Origin of the sequence: Limnohabitans sp., assembly GCF_023910625.1 — a bacterium.
GTDB lineage: Bacteria > Pseudomonadota > Gammaproteobacteria > Burkholderiales > Burkholderiaceae_C > Limnohabitans_A.
Genome location: NZ_JAAVVW010000002.1, coordinates 509436 through 530509 on the forward strand (window position 1 = coordinate 509436; position 21074 = coordinate 530509).

The 21074-nt window shown below is 59.4% G+C and carries 21 protein-coding genes and 1 other RNA gene; 6 read left to right on the top strand and 16 right to left on the bottom strand.

Features of this window, described 5'->3' with window-relative positions:
* Positions 1-12 precede the first annotated feature (12 nt).
* Positions 13-534, top strand: a complete 522-nt coding sequence (locus HEQ17_RS02515; protein WP_296291119.1) for an Rrf2 family transcriptional regulator — start codon at positions 13-15, stop codon at positions 532-534.
* A gap of 56 nt (positions 535-590) precedes the next feature.
* On the opposite strand, the gene rnpB is transcribed toward HEQ17_RS02515, so the two are convergent.
* An RNA gene (gene rnpB / locus HEQ17_RS02520) (RNase P RNA component class A) lies at positions 591-943 on the bottom strand.
* Positions 944-1043: 100 nt separating this feature from the next.
* Here rnpB and HEQ17_RS02525 point away from each other — a divergent pair.
* Positions 1044-2861: an NAD(P)/FAD-dependent oxidoreductase gene (locus tag HEQ17_RS02525; protein ID WP_296291120.1), complete on the top strand. Its 1818-nt coding sequence runs from the start codon at positions 1044-1046 to the stop codon at positions 2859-2861.
* A gap of 21 nt (positions 2862-2882) precedes the next feature.
* Here the strand turns inward: HEQ17_RS02525 and HEQ17_RS02530 are convergent, their stop codons facing one another.
* Positions 2883-3608, bottom strand: coding sequence for a hypothetical protein (locus HEQ17_RS02530; RefSeq protein WP_296291121.1), 726 nt, complete (start codon positions 3606-3608; stop codon positions 2883-2885).
* A 215-nt stretch (positions 3609-3823) separates the two neighbouring features.
* Here HEQ17_RS02530 and HEQ17_RS02535 point away from each other — a divergent pair, with 215 nt between their 5' ends.
* Together HEQ17_RS02535 and HEQ17_RS02540 are read left to right on the top strand one after the other, a co-directional pair.
* Positions 3824-4450 (top strand): Crp/Fnr family transcriptional regulator, encoded by a 627-nt coding sequence (locus tag HEQ17_RS02535; protein WP_296291122.1) that lies wholly within the window; start codon positions 3824-3826, stop codon positions 4448-4450.
* Between the two features lie 130 nt (positions 4451-4580).
* Complete coding sequence (locus HEQ17_RS02540) at positions 4581-5321, top strand: Crp/Fnr family transcriptional regulator (RefSeq protein ID WP_296291123.1); 741 nt, start codon at positions 4581-4583, stop codon at positions 5319-5321.
* Here the strand turns inward: HEQ17_RS02540 and HEQ17_RS02545 are convergent.
* From HEQ17_RS02545 to glmS, 8 genes are all read right to left on the bottom strand, one after another.
* Positions 5303-5947 carry a response regulator transcription factor gene (locus HEQ17_RS02545; RefSeq protein ID WP_296291124.1) on the bottom strand — a complete coding sequence of 215 codons (645 nt, stop codon included), beginning with the start codon at positions 5945-5947 and terminating at the stop codon, positions 5303-5305. The genes HEQ17_RS02540 and HEQ17_RS02545 overlap by 19 nt on opposite strands.
* A 181-nt stretch (positions 5948-6128) precedes the next feature.
* Positions 6129-6449, bottom strand: a complete 321-nt coding sequence (locus tag HEQ17_RS02550) for a hypothetical protein (protein WP_296291125.1) — start codon at positions 6447-6449, stop codon at positions 6129-6131.
* A 9-nt stretch (positions 6450-6458) separates the two neighbouring features.
* Complete coding sequence (locus HEQ17_RS02555; protein ID WP_296291126.1) at positions 6459-7094, bottom strand: response regulator transcription factor; 636 nt, start codon at positions 7092-7094, stop codon at positions 6459-6461.
* A gap of 196 nt (positions 7095-7290) precedes the next feature.
* Positions 7291-9711 carry a Lon protease family protein gene (locus HEQ17_RS02560; protein ID WP_296291127.1) on the bottom strand — a complete coding sequence of 807 codons (2421 nt, stop codon included), beginning with the start codon at positions 9709-9711 and terminating at the stop codon, positions 7291-7293.
* Between the two features lie 210 nt (positions 9712-9921).
* Positions 9922-11025: a calcium/sodium antiporter gene (locus tag HEQ17_RS02565; protein WP_296291128.1), complete on the bottom strand. Its 1104-nt coding sequence runs from the start codon at positions 11023-11025 to the stop codon at positions 9922-9924.
* Positions 11026-11196: 171 nt separating this feature from the next.
* Entirely contained in the window at positions 11197-12387 is a 1191-nt protein-coding gene (locus HEQ17_RS02570; protein ID WP_296291129.1) for an ATP-binding protein, read from the bottom strand.
* Positions 12388-12629: 242 nt separating this feature from the next.
* Positions 12630-12935, bottom strand: a complete 306-nt coding sequence (locus HEQ17_RS02575; protein WP_296291130.1) for a hypothetical protein — start codon at positions 12933-12935, stop codon at positions 12630-12632.
* A gap of 8 nt (positions 12936-12943) precedes the next feature.
* A complete protein-coding gene (gene glmS, locus HEQ17_RS02580) occupies positions 12944-14806 on the bottom strand; it encodes a glutamine--fructose-6-phosphate transaminase (isomerizing) (RefSeq protein ID WP_296291131.1) in 1863 nt (620 codons plus the stop codon).
* Positions 14807-14943: 137 nt separating this feature from the next.
* On the opposite strand from glmS, the gene HEQ17_RS02585 reads away from it, so the two are divergent.
* Entirely contained in the window at positions 14944-15435 is a 492-nt protein-coding gene (locus tag HEQ17_RS02585) for an Lrp/AsnC family transcriptional regulator (RefSeq protein ID WP_296291132.1), read from the top strand.
* Here the strand turns inward: HEQ17_RS02585 and HEQ17_RS02590 are convergent.
* The 3 genes from HEQ17_RS02590 to glmU are packed head-to-tail and all read right to left on the bottom strand — an operon-like array spanning position 15432 to position 17545.
* Positions 15432-15848: a putative toxin-antitoxin system toxin component, PIN family gene (locus HEQ17_RS02590; RefSeq protein WP_296291133.1), complete on the bottom strand. Its 417-nt coding sequence runs from the start codon at positions 15846-15848 to the stop codon at positions 15432-15434. The genes HEQ17_RS02585 and HEQ17_RS02590 overlap by 4 nt on opposite strands.
* Positions 15835-16086: a type II toxin-antitoxin system Phd/YefM family antitoxin gene (locus HEQ17_RS02595; RefSeq protein WP_296291134.1), complete on the bottom strand. Its 252-nt coding sequence runs from the start codon at positions 16084-16086 to the stop codon at positions 15835-15837. The genes HEQ17_RS02590 and HEQ17_RS02595 overlap by 14 nt, the downstream gene beginning before the upstream one ends.
* A 52-nt stretch (positions 16087-16138) precedes the next feature.
* Positions 16139-17545, bottom strand: coding sequence for a bifunctional UDP-N-acetylglucosamine diphosphorylase/glucosamine-1-phosphate N-acetyltransferase GlmU (glmU, locus tag HEQ17_RS02600; protein WP_296291135.1), 1407 nt, complete (start codon positions 17543-17545; stop codon positions 16139-16141).
* 189 nt (positions 17546-17734) lie between these two features.
* Between glmU and HEQ17_RS02605 the strand changes: the two genes are divergently transcribed.
* A complete protein-coding gene (locus HEQ17_RS02605; protein WP_296291136.1) occupies positions 17735-18685 on the top strand; it encodes a DUF6279 family lipoprotein in 951 nt (316 codons plus the stop codon).
* A gap of 51 nt (positions 18686-18736) precedes the next feature.
* Here HEQ17_RS02605 and HEQ17_RS02610 read toward each other — a convergent pair whose 3' ends face one another.
* The 3 genes from HEQ17_RS02610 to HEQ17_RS02620 all read right to left on the bottom strand — a co-directional run bounded on the left by HEQ17_RS02610 (position 18737) and on the right by HEQ17_RS02620 (position 21071).
* Positions 18737-19750 carry an MBL fold metallo-hydrolase gene (locus HEQ17_RS02610; RefSeq protein ID WP_296291137.1) on the bottom strand — a complete coding sequence of 338 codons (1014 nt, stop codon included), beginning with the start codon at positions 19748-19750 and terminating at the stop codon, positions 18737-18739.
* 79 nt (positions 19751-19829) lie between these two features.
* Positions 19830-20468, bottom strand: a complete 639-nt coding sequence (locus HEQ17_RS02615; protein WP_296291138.1) for a TetR/AcrR family transcriptional regulator — start codon at positions 20466-20468, stop codon at positions 19830-19832.
* An 18-nt stretch (positions 20469-20486) separates the two neighbouring features.
* A complete protein-coding gene (locus HEQ17_RS02620) occupies positions 20487-21071 on the bottom strand; it encodes a 5-formyltetrahydrofolate cyclo-ligase (protein ID WP_296291139.1) in 585 nt (194 codons plus the stop codon).
* Positions 21072-21074: the final 3 nt, after the last annotated feature.

Genomic DNA, 21074 nt, shown 5'->3' on the forward strand with positions numbered 1-21074 from the left:
AAGGAGCCCACCATGCGTTTGAGCACCAAGAGCCGATTTGCCGTCACTGCCATGATCGATGTGGCGTTGCGTGAAGACCGTGGCCCCGTGTCGCTGGCCGCCATCAGCGTACGCCACCAGATTTCGCTGTCCTATCTGGAACAGTTGTTCAGCAAACTGCGCCAACAAGGTCTGGTCGAAAGCACCCGCGGCCCAGGCGGCGGTTATTCACTGTCGCGTAATGCCGAAAAAATCACCATGGCCGACATCGTGGGTGCGGTGGACGCCCCTGCCGATGACGAAGCCGCAGCCGAAGGCGGCTGGATGAACAGCGAGCTGTGGGCCAGCCTGAACGAAAAAATGCTGACCCACTTGCAGTCCATCACCCTGCGCCAACTCGTTGCCGAGCAACGCACCAAGGGCGTCACCATCGAGCCAGCCCCCCAACCTGCCGTCAAACGCGGCGTGTTTGCCAAGCCAAAAAGTGCCATGAAAATCACCGCCCCCAACTCGGTGTTCGCCTTAGCGGGAAGCCTGATGCCCTCTCGCGGCTAAGCTTTGCACTCCCCAAAAAACCCGCTGCGGCGGGTTTTTTGTTGGCCGACATAAAAGTGTGAAGCCCGCCGATAAGCCGGATTCTGTGCACAGCGGTTACCCGCTGCGTGACCGCCATTACTCTGGGCCAGGGGTCGCCCACCCGGCTCGGTGCTACCTACCCGCCAACTCACCCCGCGGAACCACAGGGAGAAGGCATGCGGCGAACCGCACACCTTCAGGAAGGCCTACTTGGTATTGCTGCGCGTAGAGATTGCCCGTTTCACCCGAACTCAATCGGCTCGTCTCTGTTGCTCTGATCCTCACCTCACGGTGGAGAGGTATTACCTCCTACGCTGTCCTGCGCAGTCCGGACGTTCCTCCAGTGCCTGGTTTCCCAGATTGCACCAGCGGCGGTCTGGCGAACTTCACAGGGATAATTATGACCTGCCGGACTGGTCCAGCGCAGACAAGGTGCACCGGTGATAATCCCACCCTCTTGCTTGATAACCACAAGCCCGCAGGTGCCCATGATCCGAATTTCCGAACTCAAACTCCCACTTTCGACCCTGCCGATACAAGAGCGCCGTGCTGCCGATGCACCGTCCGAAACCGACGAAGACCGCACCCCACTTGCACACCCCGACACCGCGCTGCGCCAACTGGCGGCTCAAACGCTGGGCATCTGTACAGCGAACATCGTCACTTTGAAGGTGTTCAAACGCAGCTTCGACGCGCGCAAAGCCGATGTGCAGGCCGTGTTCATCGTGGACATCGCGCTGGCCGACGCCAGCGCTGAAGGCGTCCTGCTGCAACAGCACGCCGCCCATCCCCACATCCAGCCCACGCCCGACATGGTTTGGCAGCCCCCAGGGCTTGCTCCCGAAGGTTTTGGCGAGCAAGGTGGCCAACGCCCTGTGGTGGTGGGCTTTGGGCCCTGCGGCATGTTTGCGGCGCTCGCTCTCGCGCAAATGGGCTTCAAACCCATCGTGCTCGAACGTGGCAAACCGGTCCGTGAACGCACCAAAGACACTTGGGGCTTGTGGCGCAAGCAAGTGCTCAACCCCGAAAGCAATGTGCAATTTGGCGAAGGCGGTGCGGGCACGTTCAGCGATGGCAAGCTTTACAGCCAGATCAAAGACCCGCGCCACCTGGGCCGCAAGGTCATGGACGAGTTCGTGAAAGCAGGAGCGCCTGCCGACATTTTGTATGCCGCACACCCGCACATCGGCACCTTCAAACTGGTCAAGGTGGTTGAGCGCATCCGCGAACACATCATCGCTTTGGGTGGCGAGATCCGATTTGAGCAACGGGTGAGCGATGTACTGCTCGCGCCAGTCGCAAACGGCCACCAACTCACTGGGCTGCAGGTGACCGACCTGCGCACAGGCCAAAGCCAAACCCTGCACACCCGCCACGCGGTGCTGGCCCTGGGCCACAGCGCGCGCGACACCTTTGTCATGCTGCACCGCCGGGGCGTGGCCATGCAGGCCAAAGCGTTTTCGATTGGCGTGCGCATCGAGCACCCCCAAAGCGTGATCGACCAAGCCCGCTGGGGCCGCCATGCGGGCCACCCTTTGCTGGGCGCGGCCGATTACAAGCTGGTACACCACGCGCAAAACGGCCGCGCCGTCTACAGCTTTTGCATGTGCCCCGGCGGCACCGTGGTGGCCGCCACCAGCGAGCCGGGTCGCGTGGTCACCAACGGCATGAGCCAATACTCGCGCAACGAGCGCAATGCCAACGCCGGCATGGTGGTGGCCATCGACCCACCCGACTACCCGCTGGACACCGCCGCATGGCAAGCCGCATTTGGCGATTCAGATGGTGCGCACCTGGCACAAGAAGCCCATGCATTGGCCGCGCTGCAGACCCCCCAAGCGCACCCGCTGGCGGGCATTGTGCTGCAGCGGCAACTGGAATCGCGGGCTTTTGAAGTAGGCGGCAGCAGCTACGAAGCCCCCGCCCAATTGGTAGGCGACTTTTTGGCCAAGCGCCCTTCATCCACCTTGGGCAGCGTGCAGCCTTCTTACAAGCCTGGTGTAAAGCTGACCGACCTGGCCACCCTATTGCCCGACTACGCGGTAACGGCCATGCGCGAAGCTTTGCCGGTGTTTGGCCGCAAGATCAAGGGCTACGACATGCACGACGCGGTCATGACCGCTGTGGAAACACGCACCTCATCGCCCCTGCGCATGCCACGGGACGATGACCACCAAAGCACCAACACCCGCGGCCTCTACCCGGCAGGTGAAGGGGCCAGTTACGCGGGCGGCATCTTGTCGGCGGGGGTCGACGGGATCAAGGTGGCCGAGTCCTTGAGCCGCGCCCTGCTGACCAGTCCCTGAAGCCTGAGGGCCAAGACCACCTCAATAACAAGGGGGGGGTTGGTGACAAGGGCAGGCCCAAGCTGACAAAGAAGCCAAGGCCTGGACCTGAATCTCGCCCCATTCATCGAGGCCTATAGGCTTGGGCGGTGTTTGGCCAGACCTTGAGGGGCGCGGCTGCACAAGGGCCACCGCTTGCTGGCTTTCCAGGGTGTCCCAGGCGCTTTTCCAAACCTCGGGCGTCCAGGCAAGCCACGCACGCCAAGGCTGTAAAGGAATGTGCAGCGGACTGTGTGGACTGTGGTGCTGGGCCAGCCACAACCAACTGGCCAGATTTTGCACTGCGCTGTGGTGTTTAGCGCAAAACACCATGTGCGCCATTTGTGCCATCAACTGTTGGGCACTGGCCGCCTCTTGCAGCCACCAGTAGGCCAGTGGAGGGCCAACCGCACGCACCCGCGCCTCCGACAACCGCAGCGCATGCCCTGGCACCAGCACTTCGGCTTGCAAACCGGTGGACAGTGCCAATTGCGGCGACCACATGTTGTGACACCCCAGCAAGGCCAAACGCACGCCCTGCTGTGCGCCAGATGACGCCGACAAACCCAACAAGCTGTCGTCAGGAAAGTACATACAACCATCACCGGCAGCAGACTGGGCAGGCCAAGGCCCCACCTTCAGGGGCACTCGCTCGCAGGCAGGCAAGAGCTCGGGGGCCAACTGTTGCAGGCGCTGAAGCAGGGAATTGTTGGATGCGAGCTCAGTCAAGGTGTTTCATCCTTGCGGATGCGGTTTTGGATTGATTCTATGTTCTCTACCGAACGCAAATACCACCTGTACTTATGCTTCACTCAGGATTTGCCGAACATATACTCAGATTGAAGCCCGACCATGGCCTGCAGTTCACTCTCCGGTTTGACCATTTCCTCATTTACCGTCCACCTGCACGGTTTAATAACGTGAAACTTTTAAACAATGGGCTCATGTCTCAATTGCCCACGCTAGAGCAGTCCTTGCTGGAGGCCGCTTGTGAGCCCATCACCCTGAAATCCGGACAACTGTTGGGCTCAAACAAGGACGAGCCGCAGGTTTACTTTTTGACAGGAGCCACCGTGGCCATGATGGTGCAGGACGAGCACCACATGGGCGTGGCCGTTGGCTTGCTTGGCGCCGAGCATGTGGTGGGCCTGGAACACGTGCTGGAGAGCAGCAGCCCCACGCTTCAGCACCGCGTGCAAACCACTGGGGCGGCCTGGCGCATGACAGCCCGCTCCCTGCAGGCCATGGCACTGGGTCGCCCGTCAGTGTTGAGGGCCATCTCGCGCCAGATGTGGTTCATGTTGTCGCATGTGGCCATGTTCGCCGCCAGCATCCAAACGCTGGACATCCAGGCCAGGCTGGCGGCGTGGCTGCTGCTGTCTGCACAAACCGCCCAAACCACCCACTTGCACCTGACCCATGAGCACCTGGCCCACATGCTGGGGGTTCGACGGGTGAGCATCACACTGGCAGCAGGGCAACTGCGCGAACAAGGCCTGCTGAGCTACTGCCGCGGGCAAGTGCACTTGCTGGACCTGTCAGGCTTGGCGCAAGCAGCACAAACACTCTAAAAGCGCACGGTCCGGAACGTGCTTACAGGCCAAACACCGATGGCCCTTTGTTCGTTAGCGTACAATATTTAATTGCCAATACTGATAAATTATCAAATGAATTCAAAAAATCACCAGAAAGGTGTTAAATATGAAAACAACTCAAACTCCTGACAACTGCATATTGACCGCTCTGCCCGAGGCCATCCTGGTGGAATGGGGCCCCCACATGCAGGAGGTGCAGATGTCAGAGGGTGAGGTCATTTGCGATCCGGGCCGAGCCCTGTCCCATATGTTTTTTCCGACAACAGCCATCGCGTCATGGCAATATCTTTTGGCCACTGGCGACTGCACCGAAATCGCCATGGTGGGCCGGGAAGGGGCGATCGGCCTTTTTCACTTGATGGGCTCGCCCACCAACATGAACCAGGCGGTGGTGCAAACCACTGGCACAGCCATTCGGATTCCGATGGATGTGGTGCTCACAAGCTATGGCAGGAATCCGCTTGTACAACGCACATTCATGTTGTTTGCGCAGGCACTGATGGCGCAAATGAGCCAAGGCAATGTGTGCCGCCAGCACCACTCGCTGGAAATGCAACTGAGCCGTCTGATCTTGATGATCCTGGATCGTCAACCTGGCCAACAAGTGGACAAGACCCATGAGGCCATGGCCCAATTGCTGGGCGTGCGTCGAGAAGGGGTGAGCCTGGCCGCTTCGAAACTGATGAAAGAAGGCTGGCTCAGCTACTCACGCGGCCACATTCAGGTGTTGAACCGAGAAGGCCTCATCCAGCACAGCTGTGAGTGCTACCACCAGCTACGCCAGCATTACAAGCCGATGCTCAAGTGTGCTGGCCAGCCGGTGCCCAGTCACACCGAGACCATCTGATTGCGGATAGCGTAGCGGGTCAAATCCGCCACCTTGTGCAAGCCCACTTTGCGCATGATATTGCGCCGATGGACCTCGACGGTACTGGGCGCGATTTGCAGGTTGCGAGCAATTTCCTTGGAAGAAAAACCATCGGCGATGAGGCGCAAAACCTGCTCCTCACGCCCCCCCAGATAGCCCTTGCCCGAACCATCAGCAGAGCGGATTTTGCGCACAGACGCCATCATTTCGGATGCTGCCGCCTGACACAGGTACACCCGCCCCGCGGCCACCGAACGTATGGCCAGCAGCAACTCGTCAACATCGCTGGTGGTGGATACATAGCCCTGCGCGCCAGCGTCAAGAATTTCAAGGATCGAATGGCGATCGGAGTCACCTGAGAACGCCACCATGTGCGGACTGGGTGGGTGCTGGAGGATCTTCTTCATCAAGGATAAGTCTTGTTGACCATGGGCATGCATGCCCATCAACAACACATCGGGCTTGACCTCATGGCACAGGGTTTGCGTTCGATCATCGGTCTGCGCCATGCCCACCAGCTCAATGTCCGGGTGGTTTCGCAAAATGGCAGCAATGCCTTCTGCAACCACCTTGTGCTTGGACGATAACAAAACGCGTATGGGCATTGAAACACTCCTTTTTCAACTCATTGAACCGGCTCAAACCACGGGACAGACCGGCCAACGCAGCCCAACGCAACAAAGCATCGGCATCGGACATGGCTTGCAGGCACTGTTCTATTTTTCAGTGTAGGCCTATGCCTGACGTCTGACTGTTCGAAACTGCACACAAGTGCTGATCATCGATTCAGTGGACACCCGAGCCGGGTAGGTGCTTACCCGCCTTGTCTTGCCAAGGTGATGTGGCCTCCAGTTTTTCGGCAATGCCCAGCGCGTCTTTCAAATGCTCATGCGCATTGAAACTGTGGTGCTTGGAGAGCTTGGCATGGTGCAAAGCCGCCTTGAAGGCCCCGGCTTCGTGGTGACGCGCAGCCTCCTTATTGCGCTGGTAAGCGTGCAACAATTCCTCGGAAGCTTTTCTGTAGTGATCGCTCATGTGTGCAACATAAGCTGATTCAATGAGTTTGTTTTCGTCCACCATGGGGTCTCCTGATTGGTTGATTGACATGTATGCGTTTCACATCAAACCGTGGTCCTGCATGTAGCGCTGCAGCGACATGCGTCCGGGGCAATGCAATTTTTGGTAGATGTGATGCAAGTGCAGCTTGGCCGTGCCCTCGCTGATGAACAACTTGCTGGCGATTTTTTTATTGGGCAAACCCTCGGTCACCATGCGGGCCACCGTCAACTCTCTGGGCGTGAGCAAGGAGGTGGCCTGGGACTTTTGCTTTTGCTGCGCCAACAGCACCGACATGGTCTTGAGCGTGAGGTCGCGGTCCAGCCACTTTTGCCCTGCATGCACCGCATGCACACACCGCGCCAACTCTTGGTGGGTCTTGTCTTTGCCAACCAGGCCCGGAACGCCCAGATCAATCACGCGCATGACGTCACCAATCGGTGCATCGGTAAACACCACCGGTCGAGTGGACGAATCGGCTTGCTGCACATCCTCCAGAACCTCCCAACCGCTTCGTTTGGCCAAGGACACATCCATGACCAGCACATCCGGACGGTACTGGTGCACGGCCGCCAAGGCATCGTCACCATTGCTCACGCAGGCCTTGACCACAAACTCGGGTGAAGCCTTGAAAACCTGAGACAACCCCTCCAACAACACCGGGTGAGGGTCCGCCAAAACCAATGCAATGCTCATCGAGTTTTCTTTCTACAAAAGGGCTACACGGGAAGGCTTAGCCAGAGACCACCACCGCACTGACACCGTCTGCACAGCCCAGGTTCTGCATGTTCATCACCATAGCGCTGCAAAGCAAAAATATAAATCCCACAAAACTGTCAAAAGTATTACCCTCAAACCAGTACATCGCTTACGGCGGTGTGCAACAGTCCACTCAACGGGGTGCACGTGGCCGCCGCGTCTTGCGGTGCAATGCCAACGACTCACAGGCGCGGCGAAAACGCTGCAGCGTGATCTGCACGCGGCCAAGCACTGAATCGGGCGCATACCCCCCCGCTCCCAACAGCCCATAGGGCATGCCTGTGAGCAGGCTCAAGCCATCGCCCACCCGATCGGCCACATGGATGTGAAAGCGCCCTTGCGCCACGGCTTTCACCACATGGGGGGCCAGCATCAAGTGCCGTCGGTTGCGGGCGGGCATCAACACCCCTTGCTGCCCGTCCAGCCCCAACAGCTCACAACTGCGAAAGTAACCCTCGATCTTTTCATTGATGCTGCCCACTGGCAGCAAATCACCTTGCTGATTGACCGCCCCCGTCACCGCAATGCCCTGGCGCAAAGGCACACCCGCCAAACTGGACAACAAGGCATACAGCTCGGCACACGAGGCCGAGTCGCCTTCGACGCCGCCATACTCTTGCTCAAACACCACCGCCGCATTCATCGACAAGGGGGCCATGTGGGCAAACAATCCCGACAGATAACTGTGCAAAATCAGCACGCCTTTGTCATGTATCGGCCCGGACATCTCAACCTCACGCTCGATGTTGAGCAAACCCTCATCCCCCGCAAACGAGCGGGCCGTCACCCGCACAGGCACGCCAAAACTGTGATCGCCCAAGTCCATGACGGTCAGTCCATTGATTTGTGCCACACGCTGCCCACTGACCACCAGCAAGCGCTCGCCACTGGCGATGGTCTCCTGCACGCGCTCTTCAAGGCCCGCCAAACGCGTCCATGTCGCCAGTCTTGCCGCCAGCACATCGCCCGATTCCACCCGCATCGCACCCCGGGCCTGCGCCAGCGCATGGCTTTCCACCACCAAAGCCTCGGTCAGCCCCACTTGGGCACTTTGGCGGGTCTGGTCTTGCGCTTGCCGATGGCTGTCTTCAATAAGCTGCGCCACCGCTGACGCCGAAAAATGCAACAAACCCAAGCGCTCACAGGTGTGGCTCACCCCCACGGCAATGGCCCTTGAAGTCTGCGCTGTGGCCTGGAAGCTCTCGGCAAAGTCCACCTTGCAACGAAAGCGCCGGGCCCACTCGGGGTCGGCCTCCAAAACAGAGTAATAAGCCTCCACCGACGCGATCAGCACCAGCTTGACATCCACCTCGACCGGCTCCGGAAACAAGGACACGGCTGCCAAAGGCGCTTGCGCCACGCCCGGCTCTTGCATCTGCAGTCGCCCACTGCGCATCATGCGACGCAGCCTCTCCCACACGGGCGAATCGGTCAGCAAATCCTGCAAGTGCAACATCAGAAAACCACCATGCGCCCGCAACAAACTGCCTGCGCGTATCTGCGCAAAATCGGTCACCAGCTCACCCCCGTCTGACGCATATTCGATGCTGCCAAACAAGTTTCTGAACACTGGGTTGTCCTCCACAATGACAGGCGCACCCGAGCAAGCATGGTTGTCCACCGCCACATTCACCCGGAACAAGGACAGCCATTCAGCCAGCGCCAGTCGCCGCGTGCCCTCGTCATCGCCGGGCAACAACAGCGGGTATTTGTCGAGCATGGACGACATCACCTGCGCCCAATAGGCATCCAACTTGGCGGCACTTTCGGTTGACAAGACCATCTGCTGCCTGAGCCGGTCCAGACCCTGCGCCAGCACAGGCCGCAAAAAACGCTGACGCAAATCATGCAAAGCCTTTTCCAGATCGCGGTCCAGGGACTGCGCTGCGTCCAGATAAATCCCGATTTCGAGGTGCAGCGCATCTTCGGCTGCATCCATGGCTGCCCGCTCAAGCGGGCTAATCAGCAAGGCTTTGGCCGCGGTCACGGGTTCGCCCTTCGCATCTTTCAAGGTGAACACCATCTGCCCCTGATCCCGAGTCAAGGCAAAAGAGTGCGTCTGTGCATAAGCAGTCAAAGCCGCATAAGCCGCATCTGCCTTGGCCTTGTAGGACTGCGTGAGCCGCTTGCGTTCTGCCAAAAAATCGTCTTGTTGCAACCGCTGGGGCACTGCGGCCTGAACCTCTTGCAACCACAAGGCCATGCCCTGACGCAACAGCCGCCCTTGGCCAGCGGGCAAACGCAAGGCCAAGGGTTGATCGGGTTGCTCAAAGTGGTTCAAATAACACAGGTCTGGCGGCACAGGCCGCAGCGCGGCCTGTTCGTGCATCATCTGACTGAGCAAGCTTGTTCTACCCGTGCCCACTTCCCCCAACACCAACAGGTTGTAACCGGGCTGTTGCATCTGCAAGCCAAAACGCGCAGCGGCCTCAGCACGCGGCTGCCCAATCCAGGGCAGGGGCAGGCCCACCAACTCCGATGTATCCACAAAGCCCAAACATCCAGGGTCCACGGTCAGGCGCAGATCAGAGGGGGTCAATTCAACAGCGGTCATCGGGTGTCGCGGTCCTGGCAAAGCTCGAGCCTAGTGCCCGCCTGCCCTCACGTCAGTGCGCCAAAACACCTTGCCCCATACGCCCAGCAAGCCACACAGTCAGGGCAACTGCCCGCCGCTTTGTGCAGACCATCGGGTCATGCACGCCGGGACGATACACCCGGTTCAGGCCACCGCACAAAACGGGGCAGGCCCTGCATTCATAACGTATCAGGCATGTCTGCGAACCAACACCACCAGCAGCGTGATCAGGGTCAAAGGCAACACAAAGCCCAACATGATGTTGCTGAAATCGCCCAAGGCATCGTGCTGCTGTGCCGCCAAAATCAAATAAGACACATAGGCCACGTAATAGCCAGCAAAGACGCCCCCCTCCCAGCGGGCGATCTCGCCCCCGGTGATGAACATGGGCAAACAAGCCAGCGCCACAGCCAGCATGACCCAAATGTCAAAGGCCAACAAAGACGGTGCCACCACCAGGCCTGCACCGCCCGCCACCACGCCGCTGATACCCAAACAACCCAAAATGTTGAAGATGTTGCTGCCCACCACATTGCCCACCGCGATGTCGCGCTCTCCCTTGAGCGCCGCTGCGATCGAAGTGGCCACCTCGGGCATGGAGGTGCCCGCCGCCACGATGGTCAGCGCAATCACCACATCGCTCACGCCCAAGGCTTTGGCAAAGACCACCGCCGCGCCCACCAACCAGTCCGAGCCCAGCACCAGCAAAGCCAAACCCACGGCGATCAGCGCCAACTGCGCAGGCAGTTTGGCATCCCATGCGCCCACGGGCGAGGCCCGCAACTCGGACTCAAACTCGTCAACGCCTTGGGCCGAAGCCTGAGCTGCGGCCTGGTTTGCAGCGGTTTCACGGCGCGACTGCACCACCAAAAAACCGGTGTAAGCCACCAGCAAAATCACCAGAGCCACAGACTCCCACAACTGCAACCGCCCATCCATCGCCATCAAGGCCATGAGCAATGTCACGCCAAACATGATGGGCACTTCCTGGCGGATCAGCTGGCGGTGCACCACCAAAGGCACGATCAAAGCGCTCAGCCCCAGGATGAACAGCACATTAAAAATGTTGCTGCCCACCACATTGCCAATGGCCATGTCGGTCTTGCCCTCCAGCACCGAAGCCACCGACACTGCCACCTCGGGCGCACTGGTGCCAAAAGCCACAATGGTCAAGCCCACCACCAAGGGCGAAATGCCAAACGACAGCGCCAGCTTGCTCGCGCCGCGCACCAGCAAATTGGCCCCCAGCACCAGGCACACCAGCCCGGCAATGAACAAAAACAAGTGGATCATGGAGACTGCACCCAGAAAGAGATGAGGGTGTGAGCATAACCAGCTTCGGCATCACTCACGGGTTAATGGTTGGAAGACGTGAGGTCAAAATTTCTATCCACTCAAAATGTGTGATCGCAAGCCGAAGTATTCGGGCATGCGGTCAAGGTGGATGTCTTGGCTATTGGTGGCTCACGCGGTGGGGTCCAAGATCAGCGTGCCGGCTTGCCCATACGGCAGCACCTGCACATCGGTTCGAACTTGTCGCTCCGCCCCGCCGTAGATCAAATGCTGGCTTTTCACACGATCGCCCAGCAATGTGCTCACGGTGCGCAGATTTTTAAACAAGGGTGCAGACACCGTTTGTGATGCCTTGATCTCAACCAACTGAAGACCATCGGCATGGTCCAGCAACAGGTCAATTTCCAAACCATTGCTGTCGCGAAAGAAATACAAAGGATCGCGCAAACCCTGATTGCGCAAGGACTTGAGCACCTCCAGCACCACCAGGTTTTCAAAAAGAGCTCCCCGCAAAGGGTGGTGCTGCAGCTGCTCCACGGTTTTGATACCGAGCAACCAGCAGGCGAGTCCGACATCGTAGAAATAAATTTTGGGACTCTTCACCAAACGCTTGCCAATGTTGACGCTCCAAGGTGACAGGCTGAACACCAAAAAAGACGCTTCAAGAATACTCACCCATTGTGTGATGGTGTTGCTGCTGACGCCCACCTCATTGCCCAAGCTGGTCTGGTTGAGCAACTGCCCCGTGCGCCCTGCCAGCAACCGCACACATTGGCCAAACTCGCGCAAATGCCTGAGGTTGATGAGCTGACGCACATCTCGCTCGACATAGGTGGCAAAGTAATCCGACAACATCACCTCGGGTGTCAGGTCTTGCGCATGAATGCGGGGATAACCACCGTGCAGCATCCACCTGTTCACATCTGCACGTTCGGGGTCAAACATGCCCGCAGCGGCCAATTCAGACAAACTCAAAGGCAGCAGTTCCAACACAGCCGTCCGCCCTGCCAGTGACTGCGTGATTTGCGCACTCACTTGCAGCTGGTGGCTGCCCGTCAACACAAAGCGCCCTTTGCGCGGATCTGCATCGGTCAACACCTGAATCCACGACAACAGCGCAGGTACGTTCTGGATTTCATCCAGAACGGCACCATCCGGAAACTGCGTCAAAAACGCCTTGGGGTCCTGCTGCGCGAACTCCCGCACATCGGGTTGCTCCAGATTGACATAGGGCTTGTCCGGAAAAGCCATCCGGCATAAGGTGGTTTTGCCCGACTGACGAGGCCCCAACACCGTCACCACCGGGTAAAGCGTGGCCCGTTGGAGCAGCACGCCCAATGCTTGCCTCTGTATATTTTTCATGTAAATTTTAACTTGAAGTTAATTTTTACATGAATTTAAGCCATGCAAGCCTTGAAGTCAATCACCTCCCGTAAATGAATCGTTCCGTTCGTGGGAATTCTTTGGGAGGACTTTTTCCATCTGAGGGTGTACAGAGTTTTGTGTAAACGGGGCTGGCTCAGCGTCCCGTCACTGGACGCTTGTTCTAGGCAGAAAATCTGCCCAAAGATGTCCTTTGGAAGAACCAAAACTCTCATTAATCATCATTCAACCCACATGTCCAGCAACATTGGCTCAACCTTCAATGTGAGTCGTTCCATCCTAGCTTTGCCTTTCTTGTAGATGGAAAACACATGCTCAGCACCCAACAAGCAACTATTTACCGAGCGTGTGCCTGACTTCGTCAACAGCACAGCAATCGCTTCAAATGTCAGTTGATCTCTTTCACGCAACAAAAAGACCCCGTCAAACAGCCGTTGCTGACTGTCTGTGTAGGGTCCAATGAAAAGCGCCTTACTTTTCACTTTGACGACCATGACCACTCGTGCCAGATCGTCAAAATTACTCACTGGCTGAACTACTCCACCGTCACGCTTTTCGCCAAATTCCTCGGCTTATCCACATCCGTCCCCCGTGCACACGCCGTGTGGTAGCTGAGCAGCTGCAGCGGCACCACATGCAGGATGGGTGACAGCACGCCATAGTGCTCGGGCATGCGGATGACGTTCACGCCTTCGCTGCTCTCGATCTTGGTGTCGCCATCGGCCAGCACGTACAGCACACCGCCTCTGGCGCGCACTTCTTGCATGTTGCTCTTGAGCTTTTCGAGCAGCTGGTCATTGGGGGCCACCGTCACTACGGGCATGGCACTGGTCACCAAAGCCAGCGGGCCGTGCTTGAGTTCGCCCGCCGCATAAGCTTCGGCGTGGATGTAGGTGATCTCTTTGAGCTTGAGCGCGCCTTCCAGCGCGATCGGATAGTGCGTACCCCGGCCCAAGAACAGCGCGTTTTCTTTGCTGGCGAATTCTTGTGCCCAGGCGATGATTTGCGGCTCCAGCGCCAGCACAGCTTGCAGCGCGGCGGGCAGGTGGCGCATGGCTTTGATGTGCCCGGCTTCTTCTTCGTCACTGAGGCGCCCTTTGGTCTGAGCCAGCGCCAGCGTCAGCAAGAACAAGCCTGCCAGCTGCGTGGTGAAGGCTTTGGTGGACGCCACACCGATCTCGGCCCCCGCGCGGGTCACATAGGCGTGTTTGCACTCGCGCACCATGGCGCTGGTGGACACGTTGCAAATGGTGAGTGTGTGCGTCATGCCCAGGCTTTGCGCGTGGCGCAGCGCGGCCAGGGTGTCGGCGGTCTCGCCGCTTTGGGTGATGGTGACGATCAGCGTGTTGGGGTTGGGCACCGATTCGCGGTAGCGGTATTCGCTGGCGATCTCGACCTGGCAAGGCACTTTGGCAATGGCTTCGATCCAGTACTTGGCCACGCAGCCGCTGTAGTAGCTGGTGCCGCAGGCCAGGATCAGCACGTTGTCGATGGCCTTGAATGTGGAATAGGCGCCGTCGCCAAACAGCTCGGGCGTGATGCCTTCCACACCTTCGAGCGTGTCGGCAATGGCACGCGGCTGCTCGAAGATTTCCTTTTGCATGTAGTGGCGATATGGGCCCAGCTCGGCCGCGCCGCTGTGGGCATGCACGGTCTTCACGGCGCGGGTCACGGCTTTGTGATCGCGGTCCACCACCCAGTATTTGCCCAGCTGGATATCGACCACGTCGCCCTCTTCCAAGTAGACGATCTGGTCGGTCACGCCCGCCAGCGCCATCGCGTCGCTGGCCAAAAATGTTTCGCCCTGGCCCACACCCAGAATGAGGGGCGAGCCGGCGCGCGCACCAATCACGCGCTGCGGCTCGTCTTTGTGGAACACGGCAATGGCATACGCGCCATGCAGCTGGCGGATGGCGGTCTTGACGGCTTCAAAAATGTCGCCGTCGTACACGCTGTCCACCAGGTGGGCGATGACTTCGGTGTCGGTCTGGCTCAAAAACACATAGCCCTTGGCTTGCAGGGCGGCGCGCAGCTCTTCGTGGTTTTCGATGATGCCGTTGTGTACCAAAGCCACCTTGCCTGGCTTGGTGTCGGCTGCGCCCGTGCCGTGGCTGAAGTGCGGGTGCGCGTTGTGCACGGCAGGCGCGCCGTGTGTGGCCCAACGCGTGTGGGCGATGCCGGTGCCGCCTTCGATGTGGTCGGCCGTGACCTGGTCCATCAGCTCGGCCACGCGAGATGTGCTGCGGGCGCGTTGCAAGCCACCCGTGCCGCCGCTCAGGCTGGCCGCGTGCACGGCCACGCCGCAGGAGTCATAGCCCCGGTATTCGAGCCGTTGCAGGCCTTGAACGAGGATGGGAACGATGTTGCGGGAAGAAACGGCGCCGACGATGCCACACATAAGACCAACTCCAAATCAGGGGAATGGAGGGATGTTATGGAAACCAGCAAGAAATATCCCATCAATATCGCTCAAAAAAAGATTATCTATTTCACAAAAATTTAAATATGAAATTTAATTCCAATAGAATTTCATTCATGGAACTAAAAGAAATCGATTTCATCGACCTGCAACTGCTCGATGCCCTGCAGCGCGATGCCAGCATCAGCAATGTGGCGCTGGCCGAGCGGGTGAACGTCTCGCCCCCCACTTGCCTTCGCCGCGTCAAGCGGCTGACCGAGGGCGGCTGGATTGAGCGCCAGGTGGCGGTCCTGAGCACCGACAAACTGGCCGCCAGCTTGGGCCATGGGCTGAGCGCCTTGGTCGAGGTGTCCCTGGACCGCCAAGGCAGCGAACACCTGGACGCTTTTGAGGCCCGCGCGGTGGCGCTCGATGCGGTGCAGCAATGCTGGCGCGTATCCCCAGGCCCCGACTTTGTGCTGGTGGTGCAGGCCCGCGACATGCCGCACTACCTGGCGATCAGCCAAACCCTGTTCACCCAAGACGCCAATGTGCGCAATGTGAAAGCTTTTTTTGCGACCAAGCGGGCCAAGTTCACGACGGCTTGGCCCGTGTTGGCCCGTGGCTAAAGCCCCAAAACTTCCAGTGCCTGATGGACTGACACGACTCGCAGTCCTTGCACGGGGGGCGCTTCCAGCAAATCCTTGTCGCCGCTGACCAAGTAATCGGCTTGGGCCTTCAGTGCAGCTTCAATGAAATGGTCGTCATCGCGATCCCGGCAATACAGCCCAGGTGCTCCTGCCTCCACCCACATCGCGCTGGCATTGAAGTCGCGCAACAAACGCTCGCGGTCGTCCAAAGAGATGTACCGGTCAAATTTGGGTCGATAAATCCGCGTGCGCAGTTCATCAAACGTCGCTTGAGAAAACACCAAACGGTGCCGAGCCAATGCACACAGCACCATCTTGGCGGGTGCACCTTGTGCAGACAGTGCGGCGCTGATGAGGATGTTGGTGTCAATGACCAGCTTAAGACTCGTCACGCAGCAAATCTTCCAGCAGATCAGGGGTCAAGCCCGCTTGCTCTGCCTTGGCCGCCGTGTCCACCAAGGTGTGTTGCAGGCGGTTGGCATAAAACTCACGCATGGCTTCGTAGTCGTGCGCCGAGACCATGACGCCGACCACACGATCGCGGCGCATGACGCGCACGGGCTCGCGTTGCGCCAAATCGATGAAATGGCCGAACTGGGTTTTGGCTTCGTTGGCGGTCAGGGTTTGCATGGCGTCAATATAGCACCAAACGACCGAATCGTTCGATTGAACCGTTCGATTATCAAGTTTTCGGCTTTTTGACAGGCCGCGCCCAGTTCGCGATGCTGACCTGCTTACCACGCGCCACGCTCAGAACACCGGGTTCGGTGCTCTTGGTAATCGTAGAGCCGCCGCCCACGGTGCCGCCTGCGCCAATGGTGACCGGGGCCACCAGCACGCAGTTGCTGCCAATGTGCACGTCGGCCTCGATCACGGTGCGGTGTTTGTTGGCCCCGTCGTAATTGGCGGTGATGCTGCCTGCGCCATAGTTCACGCGCTCGCCCACGGTGGCGTCGCCCAGATAGGCCAGGTGGTTGGCCTTGGCACCCTTGGCCATCGTTGAATTTTTGACCTCGACAAAGTTGCCGATGTGCACCTCGGGCCCCAGTTGCGCGCCAGGGCGCAGACGGGCAAAGGGGCCAATCAGGGCGCCCTCGCCCACCGACACGCCGAGTTTTTCGCCGTCGATGTGGGTGAAGGGGTGGATCACCGCGCCGGCTGCGATGGTGCAGTTGGCAATCACGCAGTTCGCACCGATCTTCACGCCCTCGCCCAAAAACACCTGGCCTTCAAAAATGCAGTTCACGTCGATTTCGACGTCTTGCGCGCAATCGAGCTGGCCGCGCAAGTCAAAGCGAGCCGGGTCTTGCAGGCGCACGCCTTCCACCATCAATCGGTGCGCCTGGCGCAGTTGGTGGGCGCGCTCGAGCTCGGCCAGTTGCACCGGGCTGTTGATGCCCGCCACTTGCAGCACATCGGTAATCTTATGGGCCACCACGGGCACACCATCGGCCACGGCGAACTTGACCACGTCGGTCAGGTAGTACTCGCCCTGGGCGTTTTGGTTGTCCAGACGGGCCAGCCAGGCTTTGAGCCGGCGCGCGGGCACGGCCATGATGCCGCTGTACACCTCGCTGATTTGGCGCTGCGCATCGGTCGCGTCTTTTTGTTCCACGATGGCTTGCACCACGTCACCCTCGCGCAAGATGCGGCCATACCCCGCGGGATCGGCCATGTCGATGGTCAGCAGCGCCAATTGTTGGCCGCCGCATTGGTCGATCAGCGCTTGCAGGGTGCCCGCTTGGGTCAGCGGCACATCGCCCGACAAGACCACCACCACACCATCGTCGGCCAGCACGGGCACGGCTTGCTGCACGGCATGGCCAGTGCCCAACTGCGGCTCCTGGCGCACGCATTGGACCGTCAGCGCCTGTCCCAGGGCCAGCACCAGAGGCTCCACTTGGTCGGCACGATGCCCCGTGATGACCACGGCCGAACGTGCATTCAGTTGCGCCGCTGTGTTCAGCACATGCTGCACCAGCGGCACTCCCGCCAAGCGCTGCAGCACTTTGGGCAAGCGGCTTTTCATCCGAGTGCCTTTGCCGGCGGCCATCACGACCACGTCAATCGGTGGGGGAGTAGAACTCATGCAGGTCTTTCTGTAGTGCTGTGAAATGTATTGCAAAAGGCCCGTGAACCAGGCCGCCTTCGCAGGCAGCCATTATCACCAGACGTGTCGGGCATATGTGGCCCATTTGATCTCTGTTCGGGTGTGGCTTTCGTATTGGGAGGACAATCAGCGCGGGGCGTGGGACTGGCGCATGCTTGAACCCGATGTGTGTCACTCACCTGCGGAGCTTTGAATGAAAACACCTTCACTGACGACAACTTGCAAGAGGCCCGACTGTGTGTTGCCTGCCGCTGGTGGTATGCGGCCATGATGCGGCCATTCCTGACCCTTATCCTCTTGCTGGCACTACAAGGCTGCAGCGCGGTCAAACTCGGTTACCAACAACTGCCCACCCTGTCTTATTGGTGGCTGGACAGCACGGTGTCGTTCAACAGTGAGCAATCGGTGCGGGCCAAGGAGGCGCTGGATCTGTTGCACCAATGGCACCGCCGCGAAGAGCTGCCCAGGTATGTCAGTTTTTTGCAAAATCAAACCCAGTGGAGCCTGAACACGGCCGAGCCCGCGCAGCTTTGCGGTGCCTTTGCCGAAGTGCAAAACCGCATGGATCGCCTGATGCGCGAGGCGGTGCGCCAAGCCGCCCCGTTGGCCATGTTGCTGGGGCCACGCCAGCTCAGCCACATGGCTCGCCATTGGGAGGGCAAAAACGAAAACTGGGAGAAAGACTGGCTGCGCGGAGATGATCAAGCGCGCATGGAGCGCCGTGTGGAGCGGTTGATGAACCGCTACAGCGATTTTTATGGCTCCCTGAATGCGGATCAAAGCGCATTGATCAAGGCCCAACTGGCGCTGTCACCCTGGACCGCCGAATGGGGTCGACAGGACCGCCAGCGACGCCAGAAAGACCTGCTGGCCACGCTGCAGCGGGTGTCGCAAAGCCAGATGCCTGTGGCCCAGGTCGAAGCCGAGTTGTGGGGCGTTTGGCAGCGCTGGCTCAAACCGTCTGACCCAGTGGGCGCGGGTGTGATGCAAGCCATGTCGCAGCAAGCCTGCAACAACCTGAGCCAACTGCACAACAGCACCACCCCCGAACAGCGCCAGCGTGCCACACGCCGCATCCGCGCCTACGAGCGCGACTTGCGGGACCTGCTGCTGCCCTGAAGCACGAGCCCGAAACCTTTTTGACGGCTCACCCGGGACCGGGCTGGCTGGTCAGCTTTGCAGCGCCTGCCACATTGCCATGTCGCGCTCGGCCGTCCAGATGCGGGGGTTTTTGATGCCGCTGGCTTCGTCGTAGGCACGTGTCACGTCAAACGGCAAGCAGTGCTCGTAAATGAACACATGGCCAAAAATCGGGTCCATGCTCTTGCGCGTGTGGGCCATGGCGGCTTTGAGGTCCATCTTGGCGGCCACGGCTTCCTGGCCTGCTTTGTACAGCATTTGGACCCAGCGCTTGGTGTAGTCCAGCGCCTTGTTGACGTTGGCATTGCCCTTCATGGCTTCGCCGCGGCCAGGCACAATGAACTCGGCCTTCAGGGCGCGCAGCGCCTCCAGCGTGGCGGGCCATTCTTCGAGCTGGGCATCACCCGTGTACACGCCGGCTTCGTACTCGACCAAATCGCCCGAGAACAGCACTTTTTCTTCTTCCACCCAAGCGATCGTGTCACCACGGGTGTGCCCCGGGCCCGGATGCCAGATTTGCACCACCACGCCGCCCAGGTTGATGCTCAGCTTGCCGGGCACTTCGCCTTTTGTGGGGTTGCCGCCGCCGACCACCATGGTCGGCCAGGTCAGGCCGGGGATGCTGTCAGCGCCAAGGAACAGGCGCGGAAAGCGCTCCATCTCACTTTTCATGTCTTGCGCGCCGCGCTCCTGGATCAGGCCCAAAGTGCCTTCACTGGCAATGATCTCGGTCGCGCCTTCGGCGGCATAGGCGTAGGCCCCCAACACGCGCACTGCGTGGTAGTGGGTCAGCAGCACGTACTTGATGGGCAAGTCGCTGACGGTGCGAATCTTCTTGATCAAGTCTCTCGCCATGTCCGGGGTGGCCGTGGCGTCGCTCACCATGATGTAACGGTCCCCGATGATCACACCCGAGTTGGGGTCCCCCTCGGCGGTGTAGGCCCAGCAGTGTTGGCTGAGTTGCTCGAAAGTGATCTTCTTTTCGGTCAGGTCGGCCTGGCTGGCGAAGGCTTTGACAGGGGCTTGGGCGGGGGCAGTGGACATGGAAATTTCTCCGGTCAGTGAATGGAGTGGATTTTACCTAAACGAAATGCGTTACGGATTGTTGAATCGCCAAATGTCTTCACTGAGGCTGACCCAGCCCTTTTTCAAGCATGGCAATGACTTCTTCGGCAAACGCGGCGTAGCTGATGGGTCCTCCAGGGCGCAGCCAGGTGAAGGTCCAGTTGATCATCCCCAACAGCATCATGGTCAAGGCGGTCTGGTTGGACGGGTTCAGGCGCTCGGGGTAGGCGCGCTTCATGAACCGCGTCATGGCGGCAACGATGTCGCGCTGGCGGTTGAGGATGAGGACGCGGGGCGACAGCGGGGCCGCGCCCAAAGCAGCGTCTGGTGCGTCGCTCAAAAATTGCGTGTCGTTGAGCAAAGCCGCATGCCGGGTGGCCGAGCTTTCGTATTCCTGCAAAAACGCCCGCACCAGGGCGTGCAAGGTGGCCCGGTCGTCCAGGTTGTTGCGCTGAGCATGGGCTTCGGTCTGGGCGATCAATGCCAGCAAGCGGTTGGTGTGGCGGTCCAGCAGGTCAAACAGGATCGCCTCTTTGCTGTTGTAATAGTGGTACAGCCGCGCCTTGGAGGTGCCGCAGGCGGTGGCAATTTCGTTCATGCTGGCCGCTGGGTAGCTGCACTGGGCAAAGCATTGCGCCGCAATATCGAGAATCGCGGCGCGCTTGATGTCGTGGGTGGCGGATTTGGGTCGGGCCATGGTTGCACCGGCTCTGGCTCAAACCGGCCAGACCACGCCGTTGTCGTTCAGGATCGCGTCCAGCGGTTCGTCGTGTTCTTCGGGCTCCAATTCATCCAGAAACCCATGGGTATAGCCCAGCCCCACGGTGAAGGGCTTGGGCTGCAAGGTGGCCAGGGTGCGGTCGTAAAAGCCCCCGCCGTAGCCCAGGCGGCAGCCGCCAATGCCATAGCCCACGCAGGGCACAAACAGCAAGGTGGGCACGATGACTTCGGTGTCTTTGGGTTTGGGGATACCGTAGGCGTCTTCTTCCATCGGGCAGCCGGGGTACCAGGTGTGGAAGGTGAGGGTTTTGTGCAGCTTATTGACCACGGGCAGGCCAATGCGGCGGCGCTGCGGCTCGCCGTTCAACTCGCCGTCTTCTTTCCAGCGGTGCAGGACCGGCAGCGGATCGAACTCGCCCTTGATGGGCCAGTACGCACCGATGACGGTGTCCGGACGGTCAAACAACCAGATGCGCATCACGCGTTGCAGGGCTTCAGCGCGTGCCAATCGGTCAGGCAGGTTCAACCTTTCTTGAATCAAGGTTTTTCTCAAGGCACGTTTTGCTTCGGCTTTGTCCATAAT

What these genes read in the sequence shown, in the direction of transcription:
- HEQ17_RS02570 (WP_296291129.1), bottom strand. Translation starts at nt 12,387, where the DNA reads ATGAAAAATATACAGAGGCAAGCATTGGGCGTGCTGCTCCAACGGGCC.
- HEQ17_RS02615 (WP_296291138.1), bottom strand. Translation starts at nt 20,468, where the DNA reads ATGGCCCGACCCAAATCCGCCACCCACGACATCAAGCGCGCCGCGATT.
- HEQ17_RS02595 (WP_296291134.1), bottom strand. Translation starts at nt 16,086, where the DNA reads ATGCAAACCCTGACCGCCAACGAAGCCAAAACCCAGTTCGGCCATTTC.
- glmS (WP_296291131.1), bottom strand. Translation starts at nt 14,806, where the DNA reads ATGTGTGGCATCGTCGGCGCCGTTTCTTCCCGCAACATCGTTCCCATC.
- HEQ17_RS02620 (WP_296291139.1), bottom strand. Translation starts at nt 21,071, where the DNA reads ATGGACAAAGCCGAAGCAAAACGTGCCTTGAGAAAAACCTTGATTCAA.
- HEQ17_RS02610 (WP_296291137.1), bottom strand. Translation starts at nt 19,750, where the DNA reads ATGTCCACTGCCCCCGCCCAAGCCCCTGTCAAAGCCTTCGCCAGCCAG.
- HEQ17_RS02550 (WP_296291125.1), bottom strand. Translation starts at nt 6,449, where the DNA reads ATGTCAATCAACCAATCAGGAGACCCCATGGTGGACGAAAACAAACTC.
- HEQ17_RS02545 (WP_296291124.1), bottom strand. Translation starts at nt 5,947, where the DNA reads ATGCCCATACGCGTTTTGTTATCGTCCAAGCACAAGGTGGTTGCAGAA.
- HEQ17_RS02540 (WP_296291123.1), top strand. Translation starts at nt 4,581, where the DNA reads ATGAAAACAACTCAAACTCCTGACAACTGCATATTGACCGCTCTGCCC.
- HEQ17_RS02555 (WP_296291126.1), bottom strand. Translation starts at nt 7,094, where the DNA reads ATGAGCATTGCATTGGTTTTGGCGGACCCTCACCCGGTGTTGTTGGAG.
- HEQ17_RS02560 (WP_296291127.1), bottom strand. Translation starts at nt 9,711, where the DNA reads ATGACCGCTGTTGAATTGACCCCCTCTGATCTGCGCCTGACCGTGGAC.
- HEQ17_RS02535 (WP_296291122.1), top strand. Translation starts at nt 3,824, where the DNA reads ATGTCTCAATTGCCCACGCTAGAGCAGTCCTTGCTGGAGGCCGCTTGT.
- HEQ17_RS02525 (WP_296291120.1), top strand. Translation starts at nt 1,044, where the DNA reads ATGATCCGAATTTCCGAACTCAAACTCCCACTTTCGACCCTGCCGATA.
- HEQ17_RS02565 (WP_296291128.1), bottom strand. Translation starts at nt 11,025, where the DNA reads ATGATCCACTTGTTTTTGTTCATTGCCGGGCTGGTGTGCCTGGTGCTG.
- glmU (WP_296291135.1), bottom strand. Translation starts at nt 17,545, where the DNA reads ATGAGTTCTACTCCCCCACCGATTGACGTGGTCGTGATGGCCGCCGGC.
- HEQ17_RS02515 (WP_296291119.1), top strand. Translation starts at nt 13, where the DNA reads ATGCGTTTGAGCACCAAGAGCCGATTTGCCGTCACTGCCATGATCGAT.
- HEQ17_RS02585 (WP_296291132.1), top strand. Translation starts at nt 14,944, where the DNA reads ATGGAACTAAAAGAAATCGATTTCATCGACCTGCAACTGCTCGATGCC.